Below are 15498 nucleotides of genomic sequence, written 5' to 3' on the forward strand. Positions count from 1 at the left end.
TCTACTGGTATAGAGAGACGATGACGCTGCAATTCGATCTGTCGAACCGCCGGGTGCTGATCACCGGTGCCGGACAGGGTGTCGGCCGGGGCCTTGCCGATGCCTTCGCCGCGGCGGGTGCCACCGTGCTGGTCAATGACCTCCGAGGTGACCGGGCTGAGGCTGTGGCCACAGAGCTGCGGGAAGCGGGCGGCGATGCGCTGGCGGTGCCGTTCGACGTCACCGACTACCAGGCGGTCACCGATGCGATCGACGGGGCCGGCCCGATCGACACCCTGGTCAACAATGCGGGCAACGCCGGGGCCGAGGGATTCGCCGCCAGGATGCCGTTCGCCGAATCCACTCCCGCGGACTGGGATCCGTTCCTGCAGGTGAATCTGTACGGGGTGCTGCACTGCACGCGGGCAGTGCTGCCGACGATGGTGGAGCGGCAATGGGGCCGGGTCGTGACGATCGTGTCGGATGCCGGACGGACCGGGGACGCCAGCGGTGCGGTGTACGCGGCGGCCAAGGCCGGTGCCGCCGGGCTGACGCGGTCGATCGCCCTGGAGAACGGCCGCTACGGCATCACCGCCAACAACATCGCGTTGGGCACCATGCGCACACCGCTCACCGAGCCGCTGTGGTCTGAGATGGGCGATTCCCCGCAGGCCAAGGCGATCCTGTCGCGCTACCCCATCCGCAGGCCCGGCCTGCCCGAGGATGTCGCCTACCTTGCGGTGCTGCTGGCCAGTGACCACGGCTCCTGGATCACCGGCCAGACGCTACCGGTCAACGGCGGCTACTCCTTCGCGATGTGAGGTGGCCGGGGCCGCCGCGACGATCGCCGTGATGATGTCGTGGAGTTCTTCGTCGGAGTTGATGGTGCGGTCGCCGCGGGCCAGGGCCAGCATCAGTCCGCTGATGAAAGTCAGCAGTACGTAGGCCTTTTCATCGATCAGGTCCGGACCGGTGCCGGCCGGGCAGAGCGCGACCACGACGTTTCGGTGCAGCTCGAAGAACCGCTGTTGGTTGTGGCTGAATGCCTCGGCCAGGCCTGCGTCCCGGCTGGACGGCATCACCAGCTCATAGCGGGCCTTGCTCCGGAGCAGGCGCGCACCCGTTCCGGAGCGGATGACCAGGCGGGCCAGGCCGGCCGCCGGTGACGGGCTGTCGCCGCCGTTGTCCGATCGGGTGGCCGCGGTGAGATCGGCCAGGTCGAGATCGGCGATGCGGTTGGCGGCCGCACGGATCAACGCCGAACTGGTGCGGAAGTAGAACGACGTGGTCCCGTCGGCAACTCCGGCCTTGCGGTCGACCTTGAGGTGGGTGACCCCCTTGATGCCCTCGCGGGCGAGCAGAGCGATTGCCGCATCGCACAATTCGCGTCGACGTTGCTCGGGGTTCTGTTTGCCTCCCATATGCGCCTAACGGCGGGCCGGGGAGGGGATGTGTTCGGGTCGCACACCGGTGCCGACCAGATAGGCGGGTATCGCCGAGAGTTGAGGCAGCAGCTGAAAGATCTTCCCAAGCGCTTCGGGCGGGGTGATCTCACCGCCGGCCAGCACGGGTTCGAGGACCTGGCGGTGCAGGATGCGTTGGAAGCCTTGTGTCACAGCGGTGGGCACGATGCGACGGCGCTGGACCGCGGCCAGATCCTTCTGGCTGACCCGGTGCTCGCGTAGCGGTTGGTACAGCAGGCGGGCGGTGGCGACGGCGTCCTGGATGGCGACGTTGATGCCGACCCCGCCGGCCGGCGACATGGCGTGCGCCGCGTCACCGATGCACAACAGTCCGTCCCGGTACCAGGTGGGCAGCCGGTTGAGCTGGACGTCGAGATGCTTGACGTCGTCCCAGGAGGACAGGGCATCCGGATCGGCCTCGGGAATGAGCTCGGCGAGTTCGCTTTTGAAGATGTCGAGTCCGCGCGCCCGCAGCGCGGCGTCGCTGCCCTTGGGGATCAGGTAGGCCACCTGGAAGTAGCCGACGCGAGGAATCATGATCAACGCGCGACCGGGTCCGGTGCGGGGGATGAGCGAGTACTGGCCGTCCTCGGTGCGCGGCACTCGAAACCACCACACGTCGAACGGCACCGGATAGTCCTTGGTCTGCAGCCCGGCCTCCCGCCGGACCACCGACGTGCGCCCGTCACAGCCCACGGTGAGTTCGGCGCGCAGCTCGCCGTCGCCGTCGGGGCTGGTGTAACGCACGCCGGTGATGCGCTCGCCGTCGCGCAGCAGCCCGGTCACCTCGGTCCGCATGAGCAGGGTGAAGTTGGGTTCGTCTCGGCCGGCGTCGGCCAGCAGGTCGAGGAAATCCCACTGCGGCACCATGGCCACATACGGGTGCGGCTGGCGCAGCCGCCGGAAGTCGACGAGCGTCACCGGCTTACCGTCGACCGGGATCTCGGCCTTCTCCACCTTGCTGTAGTCGATCTTGTCGAACTCGCCGAACAACCCGAGCTCTTCGAGCAGGCGCATGGTGCTCGGATGCACGGTGTCCCCGCGGAAATCGCGCAGGAAGTCGGCGTGCTTCTCCATCACGGTCACCGCGACCCCGCACCGGGCCAGGATCAGGCCGAGCATCATGCCGGCGGGCCCGCCGCCGACGATCGCACATGTGGTGTCAGGCATGGGCCAGTCCGTTCAGAGCGTCGGGTAGGGGTTCGGTGTGCAGCACGCCGAGGCGCTGTGTCGCGCGGGTGAGTGCGACGTACAACTCGGCCGCGCCGCGGTCGCCGTCGGTCAGGATGTGTGCGGGCTCCACGACGAGTACCGCGTCGAACTCAAGGCCCTTGGTCTCGGACGCGGCCACCGCGCCGGGCACCCCAGGCGGGCCGATCACCACGCAGGTGCCCTCTCGGTTGGCTTCATCTCGCATGAATTCCTCGACAGCAGATGGGATTTCGTCGGCGGTCAGCTGCTTCGACCACGGCCGCACGCCGCACGCCCGCACCGACTCCGGCGGCTGGACCCCGGGCGCGAACTCGGCCAGCAGCGCACCGGCAACCGCCATGATCTCGGCCGGGGTGCGGTAGTTCACCGACAGCGTCCGGTAGATCCACCGGCCCGGCACGTACGGCTCGAGCATCCGGTCCCAGGACCGGGCACCGGCGGCCGAGCGGCGCTGGGCCAGATCGCCGACGACCGTGAAGGACCGGCGTGGGCAACGACGCATCAGGATCCGCCAGTCCATCTCGGACAGTTCCTGGGCTTCGTCGACCACAACATGACCGTAGGTCCAATCCCGGTCGGCCGCAGCACGTTCAGCGAGTTCCCGGGTGTCGCGCTCGAGGAACCGGTCGGCCAGGTCCTCGGCGTCGATGAGGTCGCTGGCCAGCAGGTGATCCTCGTCGTCCATCAGATCCTCGCGGGCGATCATCAGGTCGAGCACCCCCGCGGCGTAGGCGGCTTCCTCCCGCCGTTCGCGTTCCGCGGCTTCGTCGGCGGCCTTGTCCCGGCCCAGCAGGTCGACCAACTCGTCGAGCAACGGCACGTCCGAGATGGTCCAGGCGCTGCCCTCGGCGCGGAGCAGCCGGGGATCGGCGCCGGCCGCCGACAGCCGATCGGGTGACGAGTACAGCGGGGCCAGCAGGGATTCCGGGGTCAGGATCGGCCACAGCCGATCGAGTGCTTCGGCGAACGCGGCGTTGTCGTCGAGTTCGCTGACCACACTCGCCCGCAGCTCCTCCCACGCCGCCTTGTCCGCGCGGCTCAGCCATCCCTTGCCGATGCGGGCCACGGCGCGTTCGGTCAGGACGTAGGTGACGATATCGCGGAACGTCGCGCGGGCCTCGTTGTGCGGTAGCCCGGTCTCACGGGCCTCCTCGATGGCCCACTGCGCGGTTTCGGCATCGATGCGCACGGTGACATCGGGCAACTCGATGAAGATCGGCTCGGCGGGCACCTCCTGGCGGTCGGCGACCGCGGCGGCCAGCACGTCGAGGATCTGCAGCGAGCCCTTGATCGCGGCCACCTCGGGCGCGTCTTCGGCGGTGACGTGCAGACCGGGGACCAGGTCGCCGGGTGTCATGAACACCGCATCGGATTCACCCAGCGAGGGCAGCACCCGGCCGATGTGGTCCAGGAACGCCTCATTGGGCCCGACGACCAGAACGCCGTGACGTTCGATCCGCTCGCGGTGGGTGTAGAGCAGATAGGCCACGCGGTGCAGTGCCACCACGGTCTTGCCGGTGCCCGGGCCGCCCTCGACCACGAGCACACCCGTGTGCTCGTTACGGATGACCTCGTCCTGCTCGGCCTGGATCGTCGCGACGATGTCGCGCATGCCCTCGCCGCGCGGGGCGTTCACCGCAGCCAGCAGTGCGGCATCACCTTCGTCACCCTCGGCGGGCCGGCCCAGCACCTCGTCGGTGAAATCGAGCACGCGACGCCCCAGCGTGCGGAACTGGCGGCGCCGGCGCATGTTCTCGGGGTTGGCCCCGGTCGCGGTGTAGAACGGCCGGGCCAGCGGCGCCCGCCAGTCCAGCAGCAACGGTTCGTAGTCGTCCTCACGGTCGAAGAGGCCCAGGCGACCGACGTAGAGATGTTCTCCGGCAAGGGTTTCCAGCCGCCCGAAGCACAGGCCGTTGTCGGCCACGTCGAGCCGGTTGGCTTCCTTGGCCAGCGCCCGCACCTCGGCGTCGCGCTCCACCGCGGAACCGCCGTGCTCGCGCAGCGCGGTGCGGTACCGGTCACGTACCCGGATGCGCTCGGCGTCCAAGCGGGAGTAGAGCCCGTCGACATAGGTCTGTTCGGTCTGGACTTCGATGTCGTGCTCGTCAGCTGGCACGTTCCCCACAGTTACCTCGCTTATCCGTGGTTTGGTTCGGCCAGCGATTGTGCGCCATCACCGGGGCCTTGCCGCAAGGCCCCGGGGTCGCGATAAAATCGAGGTCAGCAACCGCTCACCCCATCCGGCCCACGTCCACGATACGCAGCACCGCGGCACCCTCCTCATCGCTGGCAGCCAGGTCGACCTCCACGTCGAAGCCCCAATCGTGATCTCCGGCAGGATCTTCGAGGATCTGTCGGATTCGCCACGCCTGCGGCTGCCGGTCGAAGATCAGCAACGCCGGGCCACGGGCGTCGGCTCCGGTACCCACCTCCGCGTGCTCGTCGAAGTACGCCTCGCCCGCGTCGGCCCAGCGCTGCGCCGTCCAGCCGGATGCCGTATCGAGCGCCCCGAGCTCGTCCCAGCGCGACCGGGCGAACAACTCGACCCGGCGGAACAGAGCGTTGCGGACCATCGCGGTGAACGCCCGCTCGTTGCCGGTCAGCGGGCGTGGCCGGGCCGGCACCGCAACCGGAACATCGTGAGGCTGGTCCGGGCTCGTCAGCTGCTCCCACTCGTCGAGCAGGCTGGAATCGACCTGGCGCACCAGCTCGCCGAGCCATTCGACGATGTCGGCGAGCTGCTCGGTGCGGGCGGCCGTCGGCACGCCCGAGCGCAGCGCCTTGAACGCGTCGGACAGGTAGCGCAGCACGGCGCCTTCGGAGCGGGTCAGCCCGTAGACGCTGATGTACTCGCGGAAGGTCAGGGCCCGCTCCCACATCTCGCGCACCACCGACTTGGGGGACAGATGGCCGTCGGCGGCCCACGGGTTGGTCTGCCGGTACACCTCATAGGTGTGTTCCAGCAGTTCCTGCAGCGGCTTGGGATAGGTGACCTCGTCGAGCAGCTCGATGCGTTCGTCGTACTCGATCCCGTCGGCCTTCATCTGCGCCACCGCCTCGCCCCTGGCCTTGTTCAGCTGGGCGGCCAGGATCTGGCGGGGGTCTTCCAGGGTGGCCTCGATCACCGAAACCACATCCAGCGCATAGCTTTCCGAGTCCGGATCCAGGACGTCGACCGCGGCCAGCGCGAAGGTGGACAGCGGCTGGTTGAGGGCGAAGTCGTCCGGTAGGTCGACGGTCAGCCGGTACCGGCGGCCATCGGGTTCGGGTGTGTCGAGGCGCTCGATGACTCCGGCCTGCAGCAGCGAGCGGGCGATCCCGACCGCCTCCCGGATGTGCTTGAGCTGACGCTTGCGCGGTTCGTGATTGTCGGTGAGCAGCCGTCGCATTGCCACGAACGGGTCGCCCGGGCGGTCGACCACGTCGAGGATCATCGCCGTGGACACGCGCATGTTGCTGGTCAACGCCTCGGGCGCGGCGTCGATCAGCCGGTTCATGGTGGCCTCGCCCCACGGTACCATGCCCTCAGGTGCCTTGCGCCGCACCAGCTTTCGACGCTTCTTGGGGTCGTCGGCCACCTTGGCGAACTGCTTGAGGTTCTCCACCTCGTGGTCGGGTGCCTGCACCACCACGGTGCCCGCGGTGTCGTATCCCGCGCGCCGCCGCCCGGCGATCTGATGGAACTCGCGGGCGTTGAGCAACCGCATGCGGGTGCCGTCGTACTTGGACAGGGCGGAGAACACCACGGTGCGGATCGGGACATTGATGCCGACCCCGAGGGTGTCGGTGCCGCAGATCACCTTGAGCAGCCCGGCCTGGGCCAGTTGTTCCACCAGCCGCCGGTACTTGGGCAGCATGCCGGCGTGGTGGACGCCGATGCCATGCCGCACCAGTCGCGACAGTGTGGTCCCGAAGGTCGTCGAGAAACGGAATCCGCCGATCATCTCGGCGATCGCGGCCTTCTCCTCCTTGGTGCAGACGTTGACGCTCATCAACGCCTGGGCCCGCTCGAGTGCGGAGGCCTGGGTGAAGTGCACGACGTAGATCGGTGCCTGTTTGGTGTCGAGCAGATCGGCGATGGTTTCGTGCATCGGCGTGGTGGCGTACGAGAAGAACAGTGGCACCGGCCTTTCCGCCCCCGCGACCAGCGCGGTCGGACGTCCGGTGCGGCGGGTGAGATCCTCACGCAGGAACGTGACGTCGCCCAGCGTCGCCGACATCAGCAGGAACTGGGCCCTGGGCAGTTCGAGCAGCGGCACCTGCCACGCCCAGCCGCGGTCCGGGTCGCCGTAGAAGTGGAACTCGTCCATCACCACCAGGCCGATGTCCGCGTCGGCGCCTTCCCGCAGCGCCAGGTTGGCCAGGATCTCGGCCGTGCAGGCGATGATCGGGGCGTCGGCGTTCACCGAGGCGTCCCCGGTGAGCATGCCGACGTTGTCGGCCCCGAACACATCGCACAGCGCGAAGAACTTCTCACTGACCAGCGCCTTGATCGGGGCGGTGTAGAAACTGACGCGGTCTGCGGCGAGCGCTGCATAGATCGCCCCGGTGGCCACCAGCGACTTACCGGATCCGGTCGGCGTCGCGAGGATCACGTTCGCTCCGCTGACCAGTTCGATCAGCGCCTCCTCCTGCGCGGGGTAGAGCGTGGTTCCGTTGGCCTCGGCCCAGCCGGCGAAGTCGGTGAACAGAGTGTCGGCGTCGTCGGCCTTGGCGTGCAGTGCCGAGAGGTCGTTCGGATCGTCGAGCAGGGGAGTGGTCATATTGATGACCAGCGTGCCAGTTCACCCCTGCTGACGATCGTCCCGGTCGACCGCGGTTATCCGAACTGCCCTGGCTGGTAGTCGCCGGCGGGCATCTGAACGATCACGTTCAAGCGGTTGACGGTGTTCATGAAGGCGATCAGGCAGACGAGCGCGGCCAGTTGATTCTCGTCGTAGTGCTTGACCGCATTCGCCCACACCTCGTCACTGACCCCGCCCGCCGCGTCGGCGATCCGCGTGCCCTGCTCGGTCAGCTCCAGCGCCGCGCGTTCGGCCTCGGTGAACACGGTGGCCTCGCGCCAGGCCGCGACCAGGTGCAGGCGCTGCTGGGTCTCCCCGGCGGCCGCGGCGTCCTTGGTGTGCATGTCGGTGCAGAAGCCGCAGCCGTTGATCTGGCTGGCGCGCAGCGCCACCAGCTGGTGCGTGGTGTCCGGGAGCGCCGAGTCCGTGATCACCTTGCCCGCCGAGGTGACGTACTTCAGCATCTTGACGGCGGTCGGGTTCTCGAACAGGTTCAAACGAGCATCCATGGTGCACTCCTAGTTGATGGTGACTACACCCTCAAGACACCGCGATTCGACGGAATGTGACATCCGGCGATAATCAGCGGGTGCAGATGCCGACCACCCTTGAATCCGTTCTGTTGGTGGTGGTCGTCGTGCTGTTCGCGGCGTTCGTCACGTTCCTGGTGCTGTTCATCGTGAGCCGCCGGCAGCTCACGAACGCCAGGCGTGAGATCGAGCGAATGAAACTCGAGGACGATGACCGCAGGCGGAAGCGTCGTCGGGGTGTGGCACCGTTGGCCATCAAGACGGTGTTTCAGACCGCGGACATGCTGATCAACAAAGGGCTGGGCGCAACGGTCCGCAACTCGATCGAGGACCTGGCCGGATGGGCCCAGGTGGAACGGCCGGATCTGGCCCGGCTGACCGCGGACGGCCGCGTCGTCATCGTCTTCTCCGACATCGAGGGCTCGACCGAGTACAACGCCGCGATGGGTGACCGGGCCTGGGTGAAGCTACTGGAGAAGCACAACAAGCTCGTCCAGGCGCGCGTCGACAAGCACGGCGGTCACGTGGTCAAGACCCAGGGCGACGGGTTCATGATCGCGTTCGCCGACCCGGAGAACGCGGTGCGGTTCGCCACGGACGTGCAGAGCGCGCTTGCGGAGAATCCCCAGCGGTGGCAGGCGATCCGGGTGCGGATCGGAGTGCACATGGGGACGTCGGTGCGCCGTGGTGACGACCTGTTCGGCCTCGACGTCGCGATGGCGGCCCGGGTCGCCGGTCAGGCCGACGGCGGCGAGATCCTGGTCAGCGAACCGGTCGGGGAGGCGGTCAGGCACCTCGATGACATCGTCCTGGGTGCGGCCCGCGAAGTGGAACTGAAGGGTCTCCCCGGGACCCACCGGCTCTATCCGGTGCTCAGCGTCGAGCAGCGGGCGCTGGAGGCGGCGGCTGGACGTGACGCGTGACCCATTGCGCGGCGAGCTTGATCAGGCCCGATTTCGGGTAGGTGATGTGCGCGTTCCAGTCCTGGCCGAGCGAACAGATGGGGTCGTTGGTGTTGCACAGGTCCGCGGTCCTGGCGCCGAAGTCCGGGCTCATCCGTGTCAGCGGCTGGCCGAGGCGCGCCGACGGGTTGCCGAAGACCACGACAGAGGCGACGCGCGGGACGACCGCGGCAGGCAGTGGCGCGCTGTAGCCGAGGCCGGCGACGGGGGAGGTGGCCACGACGTCGACCACCGCCGCGCCCTGTGAGTAACCGCCCATCACGATCTTGGTCTTGGGGCAGCGCGCCGCTGTGGCCTGGATGCGCTTGCTCATGTCGGTGGCCCCGGCGGCGGCCTTCATGAAATCCCACGACGCGGGGTACTCCACCGCGTAGGTGTCGACAGTCGAGCCTTTGACCATGGGGCGCAGCGTGTCGACGAACGCCTTGCCGACATTTCCGATACCGGCGGGTTCGTCGGTGCCGCGCGCGAACACGACCTCGATGTCGGGACACTTCGGCGCGGCCGAAGACAGGGGAGCTGCGATCGGGCACACCGCGGCGGCGGCACCTGCCGCTGCAACTCCGGCCCGGCTGCCCGCGCGCCGGGCCCACCTGCCGAAAGGCATGCCTCTCCTCGACGTGGACCTGTCCGATACCGGATGAACCGCTATCCCCAGTTATCACTTCTACCACTGTTTTAACAGCGGCGCCCAGACATGGCGAGCTCGCGCAGTGGGTACCCGAATGCGGTGACCAGTCCAGTACTCGACGAACTTCTGCACATCGAACGGGCAGGGTGGGACTCGCTGTGCGAGTCGTCCGGCGCTGATTTCTACGGCGAACTGATGCTGCCCGACGCCGTCATGGTTCTCGCCAACGGCATGGTGATGGACCGGAACACCGTCGTCAGCGCGCTGGCGCAATCCCCGCCGTGGCGTGCCTATGAGATCAGTGGAGTTCGGCTTATCGCGCTCGACGACGACAACGCGGCCCTGGTCTACACAGGCACGGCCTACCGCGACGGGGATGAGCCCGCGTTCGTCGGTGCCATGTCCAGCGTCTATCACCGGGTCGACGGAGTGTGGAAGCTCACGCTGTATCAGCAGACCCGCAAGCCGGACCAGTAAGCGGGCGTGACCTCGCCGGTTGCGTCGTCTGTGTCCCGCATATGGTCGAACGGTGACGATCGCCTATGACGAAGCCCTGCGGGACCGCATCGGGGCGCATCTGGCGGGCCACGAGCGCCGCGCCGTGACCGACCCGAGCAAGCGGCACGCGGCCGTCGCGGTGGTCCTGGTCGACTCCGAACTCGGCGAGGACCGGGTGGATCCGGCTCCGGTCGACGAATGGATAGACGGTCGGCCGATGCCGGAGCCCGGACTCGACGGACGCATGGTCGATGTCTCCGGCGGGGCAGCTTTCCTGTTGTGCCGCAGGACTTCTCGACTCTCGTCTCACGCCGCACAGTGGGCGCTACCCGGTGGCCGGCTGGACCCCGGTGAATCGGCGATCGAGGCCGCGCTGCGCGAACTCGACGAGGAGGTCGGGGTCGACCTGCCCGACTCGGCGGTGCTGGGCCTGCTCGACGACTATCCGACCCGGTCGGGATACGTCATCACGCCGGTGGTGATCTGGGGCGGCGGACGGCTGGATCTGCGCCCCTCGCCCGACGAGGTGGTGGCGGCATACCGGGTGGGGCTGCATCAACTGCAGCGCGAGGATTCGCCGCGGTTCGTCACGATTCCCGAGAGCCCGCGCCCGGTGGTGCAGATTCCGTTGGGCAACGACCTGATCCACGCACCGACCGGCGCGGTGCTGCTGCAGCTGCGGTGGCTGGCCCTGGAGGGGCGCGCCGATCCGGTGGACGAACTCGAACAGCCGGTGTTCGCCTGGAAGTAGGGCTCAGGACTGAGCCGGGCGGGCCCGCCGGCCAGGCCGGGCCGCCTTCGCGGCGTCCGCCGCGGGCGGGTGCGGCGTCGACGGCGGGTCCAAGCTCTGGAAAGACTCGAGGATGCGGGCGCGGTCACCACCCAGGCCGACCAGGAGGTTGGTGATGTGCGGTGCGAGCACGGTGGCGACGCCCGCCCCCTCGGAGCCGAAGACGCCGATGATCTCGGCCAGCACGTAGCCGTGCATCATGGTCCAGATCTGAGCGGCGACCACCACCGGATCGCCTTCGTCGATGGCGCCGATGTCCATGCAGCGCCGTACGAATACGGGGATCTGCGCATACACCGAGTTGATCTCGGACAGGGCCGCCGGGTTGCCGTCGACCGTGACGTCACGGCCGATCGGCAGTGTGATGGACGGCGAGGTGATGCCGAACATCAGCCGGTAGCGCTGCGGATAGGTGAGTGCGTACTCGCGGTAGGCCAGTCCGGAGGCGAGTAGGTCGGCCACCGGGTCGTCGGTGTCCGGGCGCCGGCGCAGGTGTTCGCCGAAGCGGACGTAGGACTCCCGGACGAGCGCCTCGTAGAGGCCGGGCATGCCGTCGAAGTGGGTGTAGACGGCCATGGTGGAGGCGCCGATCCGCTTGGCCAGCATGCGCGCACTGAGTGCTTCGGGCCCGCTCTCCTCGAGGACCTGGAGGCTCTCCTCGATCAGGCTTTCGCGAATTCCCATGGTGGACATCGTCCTGGACATGCTGCCATAACAATGTTATACCTGCCAATAACATTGTTATGGACGGGCGGGGAACGGTGTTGGAGAGCATTGCGCGATGGGCAAGCAGGTACGCGGTCCTGTTGATAGCCGCGTGGATACTGCTGGCAGGGGCCGGCAACATCGCGGTACCCCAGCTCGAACACGTTGTGAAGGAACAGTCCCGGGCCTTCTTCCCGACCGACTCCGGCGCGACTCAGGCCGCACAACGGATGGGGACCCTGTTCGGGGACTCCGACAGCAACAACATCGCCTACGTCGTCCTCGAAGCCGACCGGACACTGGGGGAAGCCGACCGCGGCTACTACCGTGCGCTGGCCGACCGGCTGCGCGACGACACCCCCGGCGTCGAATCGGTCATGGACCTGTGGGACGACCCCGCCGCCGCAGCCGTCTTCGAAAGCCAGGACCACAAGGCGTCCTATCTGATGGCACGGCTGTCCGGTCAACTGGGCAGCAGCACCGCCACCGACGCCGTGGCCGCACTGCGTGCGGCGGTGGACGCGGCCGGCGCGCCGGAGGGATTGCGCACGCACGTCACCGGACCGGGGCCCAGCCTGGTCGATGAATTCGATGCGCTGGATGCACAATTGGCGCGAATCACGGTGCTCACGGTCGGGATGATCGCCGCACTTCTGCTCTTCGTATACCGATCGCCGATCGCGGCCTCCGTCCCGCTGGCCTCGGTGGGGCTGTCCCTGGCGGTCGCGCGGCCGCTGGTCGCGCTGCTCGGTGAGCACGGCGTGATCGAGGTGTCGGTGTTCTCGGTCGCACTGATGTCGGCGATGGTGCTGGGCGCCGGGACCGACTACGGCATCTTCCTGCTCGGCCGCTACCACGAGAACCGGCGCGCGGGCATGGCGCCGCCGGATGCCTTGACCGACGCCTACCGCCGGGTTGCGCCGGTGATCGCCGGGTCGTCCGCGACCATCGCCACTGCACTGTTCTGCCTGACCTTCGCCAAGGTGAACTTCCTGCGCAGTGCCGGGATACCCAGTGGGATAGGCGTTCTCGCGGCGATGCTGGGTGCTCTGACGTTGACGCCGGCTCTGATCGGTTTGTTCAGCAGGCGCGGTTGGGTCGAGCCGCGGGCGGCCCGGATCAGCCGCCGGTGGCGCAAGATCGGCACGGCCGTTGCCCGGTGGCCGGGGCCGATCCTGGTGGTGGCCGCGGGCGCGCTGATCGTCTGCACGGTGCCGCTGCTCGGTGCCAAGGTCAGCTTCGCCGAGCTGTCCGCACAGCCGGCGAGCACCGATTCCAGTCGCGGATATCAGGCCGTCCATGGCCGATTCCCGGACAACCGGCTGTTGCCCGAGATCGTCTCGATCCAGGCCGACCGGGACCTGCGGACCCCGGGCGGCCTGATCACGATCGAGCGCGTCACCAGGAAGATCCTTGAGGTGCGGGGGGTGCGCACCGTGCAATCGGCCAGTCGCCCTGCCGGGACCCCGGTGCGCCAGGGCACGCTGACCTACCAGGCCGGCCAGATCGGTGAACAACTCGACGGCACAGCACAATCGGCGCTCAACGGGATGAACTCCGTGGACACCGTCACGGCAACCATCGGTCAACTCGACGCCGCTCTCGACGGTATGCAACGCGGGTTGACCGGTGCCGTCGACGGCCTGAACCGGGTCGGGGCCGGCTCGCAGGACATCGGTGCGGGTATGACCGGGTTGCAGGGCAACCTGCAGTCGGTGTCCGGCTACGCGGATCCGCTGCGCCAATTCGTCAACGGCAACCCCGACTGTGCGGCCAACCCGATCTGCGCGGCGGTACAGAAAATCGTCACACCCCTCGATGACGCGGTCAGCGCGACGGGCACCCTCGCCGGCGGGGCGGGCGCGCTCGAGGAGGGCGCGGCCAGCGCCACCAACTCACTCGGCGGGGCGGCCAAGGGCGTGGCGACGATGCGCACGGCGCTGACCCAACTACGCGGTCTCACCGCCACCCTGCGCTCCAGCCTGGGCAGCGTCGGGCCACAGATGCAACAGATGACCGGCTACCTGTCACAGCTGAGTACCGACTTCGACGGCAGTTCCGAAGGCGGGTTCTATCTGCCCCCAAGAACTTTCGACGATCCCGAGTACCGCCGGGTGATGGACATGATGTTCTCTCCCGACGGCCACGCGACCAGGCTGCTGGTCTACGGTGACGGCGAATCCTGGGGGCGTGACGGCGCGGACCGGTCTGCCGAGATCCGCATCGCCGCCGCCGAGGCACTCAAGGACACCCCGCTGGCGGTCAGCGGCGTCGTCGACCTCACGGGAGTCGGAACCGCGACCGCGGAACTCATCGAGTATGTGCAACACGACTTCGCCCTGCTCGTGATCGTCACGCTCATCTTGATCTTCGTGATCGTGGCCGGCATGCTGCGCAGCCCGGTCGCCGGGATCGTGGTGTTGGCCACCGTGACGATCTCCTACGCATCGGCGCTCGGGGCCAGCGCCGCCATCTGGCAGTTTCTGGTCGGCCAGCCGCTGCACTGGGCGGTGCCCGCACTGGCGTTCATCGCCCTGGTCGCCGTCGGCGCGGATTACAACCTGCTGCTGGCGATGCGGTTGCGCGACGAGGCCCGGGCCGGCGTGCGCACCGCGACGATCCGGGCATTCGCCGGAACCGGCAGTGTCGTCACCGTCGCGGGGATCGTGTTCGGACTGACCATGTTCGCGATGCTCGGTGCCAGTGTGGTGACGATCGCCCAGGTGGGGTCCACGATCGGCATCGGCCTGCTGATCGACACCATGGTGGTGCGGACCTTCGTGGTGCCGCCCATCGCGGTGCTGCTCGGCCGCTGGTTCTGGTGGCCGCGGCGGGTGCCCGCGACGCCGGGCGCAGACAGCGGGGCATGAGATCGGCGAAGTCTGGGTACATCGACTGGGTCTGGGGAAAGGGGACGACCGACCGGAGAGGATCCATGACGGCACCGCGAATGCAGGTTGACCAGCGCGACGCCGCCGAAGCCCAGCGCATCGCGGCCGCGGTGAGTTCGGCATTCGCCACCCGGGTGGTCGGCCAGGACCATCTGCGCGAATCGATGTTGGTCGCCCTCCTCGCCGGTGGGCACCTGCTCCTCGAAAGCGTCCCCGGGCTGGCCAAGACCACGGCGGCACGGGTGGTCGCCGAGTCCATCGACGGCAGCTTCCGGCGTATCCAGTGCACGCCCGACCTGTTGCCCAGCGACATCATCGGCACCCAGATCTACGAGGCCGCCCGCAACACGTTCGCCACCCAGCTGGGCCCGGTGCACGCCAACATCGTGCTGCTCGACGAGATCAACCGCTCCAGCGCCAAGACCCAGAGCGCGATGCTGGAGGCGATGGAAGAACGCCAGACCACGATCGCCGGCGTCGAATATCCCATCCCCGAACCCTTTCTCGTCATCGCCACCCAGAACCCCGTCGATCAGGAAGGCACCTATCCGCTGTCGGAGGCCCAGACCGACCGGTTCATGCTCAAGGAGATCGTGGGTTATCCGTCGATCGAAGACGAGGTCGAGATCGCCGCCCGGATGGACGCCGGGCTCTACGACCGGGGCCACCAGGCCGCACCAGTCGTCACCATCGACGACGTCCATCGTGCCCAGGACATCGTGCGCGCGGTGTATCTGGACCGCGCACTGGTCGAGTACGCCAGCCGGCTCGTCGCCGTCACCCGCGAACCCGGGCACCACCTCCCGGCCAATCTCGCCCGGGTGATCGAGTACGGGGCCAGCCCCCGGGCCACCCTCGCGTTCTGCCGGACGGCGCGCGCCCTGGCGGTGCTGCGTGGCCGCGACCATGTGGTGCCCGACGACATCGCCCGGCTCGCCCATCGCGTGCTGCGACACCGGCTGATCCTCGGCTTCGAAGCTGCCACCGCCCGGATCACCCCCGACGTCGTCGTCGATGCGGTGCTGCGCGCGGTGCAGGTCCCGTGAGGCCGGG

General features: G+C 68.3%; 13 protein-coding genes. 6 read left to right on the forward strand and 7 right to left on the reverse strand.

The window, feature by feature from the left end; all coding sequences use genetic code 11:
- Positions 1–20 precede the first annotated feature (20 nt).
- The gene (locus ACNQVK_RS05150) at positions 21–800 is read left to right on the forward strand and encodes an SDR family NAD(P)-dependent oxidoreductase (protein ID WP_418028661.1); all 780 of its coding nucleotides are present in this window, start codon (positions 21–23) and stop codon (positions 798–800) included.
- Here the strand turns inward: ACNQVK_RS05150 and ACNQVK_RS05155 are convergent.
- The 5 genes from ACNQVK_RS05155 to ACNQVK_RS05175 all read right to left on the reverse strand — a co-directional run bounded on the left by ACNQVK_RS05155 (position 765) and on the right by ACNQVK_RS05175 (position 7947).
- Complete coding sequence (locus tag ACNQVK_RS05155; RefSeq protein WP_418028662.1) at positions 765–1400, reverse strand: TetR/AcrR family transcriptional regulator; 636 nt, start codon at positions 1398–1400, stop codon at positions 765–767. The two genes, ACNQVK_RS05150 and ACNQVK_RS05155, sit on opposite strands and share 36 nt — an antisense overlap.
- A 6-nt stretch (positions 1401–1406) precedes the next feature.
- Positions 1407–2612: an FAD-dependent oxidoreductase gene (locus ACNQVK_RS05160; RefSeq protein ID WP_418028663.1), complete on the reverse strand. Its 1206-nt coding sequence runs from the start codon at positions 2610–2612 to the stop codon at positions 1407–1409.
- Positions 2605–4770: an RNA polymerase recycling motor ATPase HelR gene (helR, locus tag ACNQVK_RS05165; RefSeq protein ID WP_418028664.1), complete on the reverse strand. Its 2166-nt coding sequence runs from the start codon at positions 4768–4770 to the stop codon at positions 2605–2607. The genes ACNQVK_RS05160 and helR overlap by 8 nt, the downstream gene beginning before the upstream one ends.
- Positions 4771–4885: 115 nt before the next feature.
- Positions 4886–7417 (reverse strand): DEAD/DEAH box helicase, encoded by a 2532-nt coding sequence (locus ACNQVK_RS05170; protein ID WP_418028665.1) that lies wholly within the window; start codon positions 7415–7417, stop codon positions 4886–4888.
- 56 nt (positions 7418–7473) lie between these two features.
- A complete protein-coding gene (locus ACNQVK_RS05175; protein ID WP_409551856.1) occupies positions 7474–7947 on the reverse strand; it encodes a carboxymuconolactone decarboxylase family protein in 474 nt (157 codons plus the stop codon).
- An 86-nt stretch (positions 7948–8033) separates the two neighbouring features.
- On the opposite strand from ACNQVK_RS05175, the gene ACNQVK_RS05180 reads away from it, so the two are divergent.
- Positions 8034–8891, forward strand: coding sequence for an adenylate/guanylate cyclase domain-containing protein (locus ACNQVK_RS05180; protein WP_418033968.1), 858 nt, complete (start codon positions 8034–8036; stop codon positions 8889–8891).
- Here the strand turns inward: ACNQVK_RS05180 and ACNQVK_RS05185 are convergent.
- Positions 8842–9537 (reverse strand): cutinase family protein, encoded by a 696-nt coding sequence (locus ACNQVK_RS05185; protein WP_418028666.1) that lies wholly within the window; start codon positions 9535–9537, stop codon positions 8842–8844. The genes ACNQVK_RS05180 and ACNQVK_RS05185 overlap by 50 nt on opposite strands.
- A gap of 90 nt (positions 9538–9627) precedes the next feature.
- On the opposite strand from ACNQVK_RS05185, the gene ACNQVK_RS05190 reads away from it, so the two are divergent.
- Together ACNQVK_RS05190 and ACNQVK_RS05195 are read left to right on the forward strand one after the other, a co-directional pair.
- Positions 9628–10038, forward strand: coding sequence for a nuclear transport factor 2 family protein (locus tag ACNQVK_RS05190; protein WP_418028667.1), 411 nt, complete (start codon positions 9628–9630; stop codon positions 10036–10038).
- Positions 10039–10090: 52 nt separating this feature from the next.
- On the forward strand, positions 10091–10810 hold the full coding sequence (locus ACNQVK_RS05195) for an NUDIX hydrolase (RefSeq protein WP_418028668.1): 720 nt from the start codon (positions 10091–10093) through the stop codon (positions 10808–10810).
- A gap of 3 nt (positions 10811–10813) precedes the next feature.
- Here ACNQVK_RS05195 and ACNQVK_RS05200 read toward each other — a convergent pair whose 3' ends face one another.
- Positions 10814–11533, reverse strand: a complete 720-nt coding sequence (locus tag ACNQVK_RS05200) for a TetR/AcrR family transcriptional regulator (protein ID WP_418028669.1) — start codon at positions 11531–11533, stop codon at positions 10814–10816.
- A 59-nt stretch (positions 11534–11592) separates the two neighbouring features.
- Here ACNQVK_RS05200 and ACNQVK_RS05205 point away from each other — a divergent pair, with 59 nt between their 5' ends.
- Both ACNQVK_RS05205 and ACNQVK_RS05210 read left to right on the forward strand, forming a co-directional pair.
- A complete protein-coding gene (locus tag ACNQVK_RS05205) occupies positions 11593–14424 on the forward strand; it encodes an RND family transporter (RefSeq protein WP_418028670.1) in 2832 nt (943 codons plus the stop codon).
- Between the two features lie 65 nt (positions 14425–14489).
- Positions 14490–15491 (forward strand): AAA family ATPase, encoded by a 1002-nt coding sequence (locus tag ACNQVK_RS05210; protein ID WP_418028671.1) that lies wholly within the window; start codon positions 14490–14492, stop codon positions 15489–15491.
- The last annotated feature ends 7 nt before the right edge of the window (positions 15492–15498 follow it).

The organism is Mycobacterium sp. 134 (assembly GCF_048282715.1).
Classification (GTDB): Bacteria; Actinomycetota; Actinomycetes; order Mycobacteriales; family Mycobacteriaceae; genus Mycobacterium; species Mycobacterium septicum.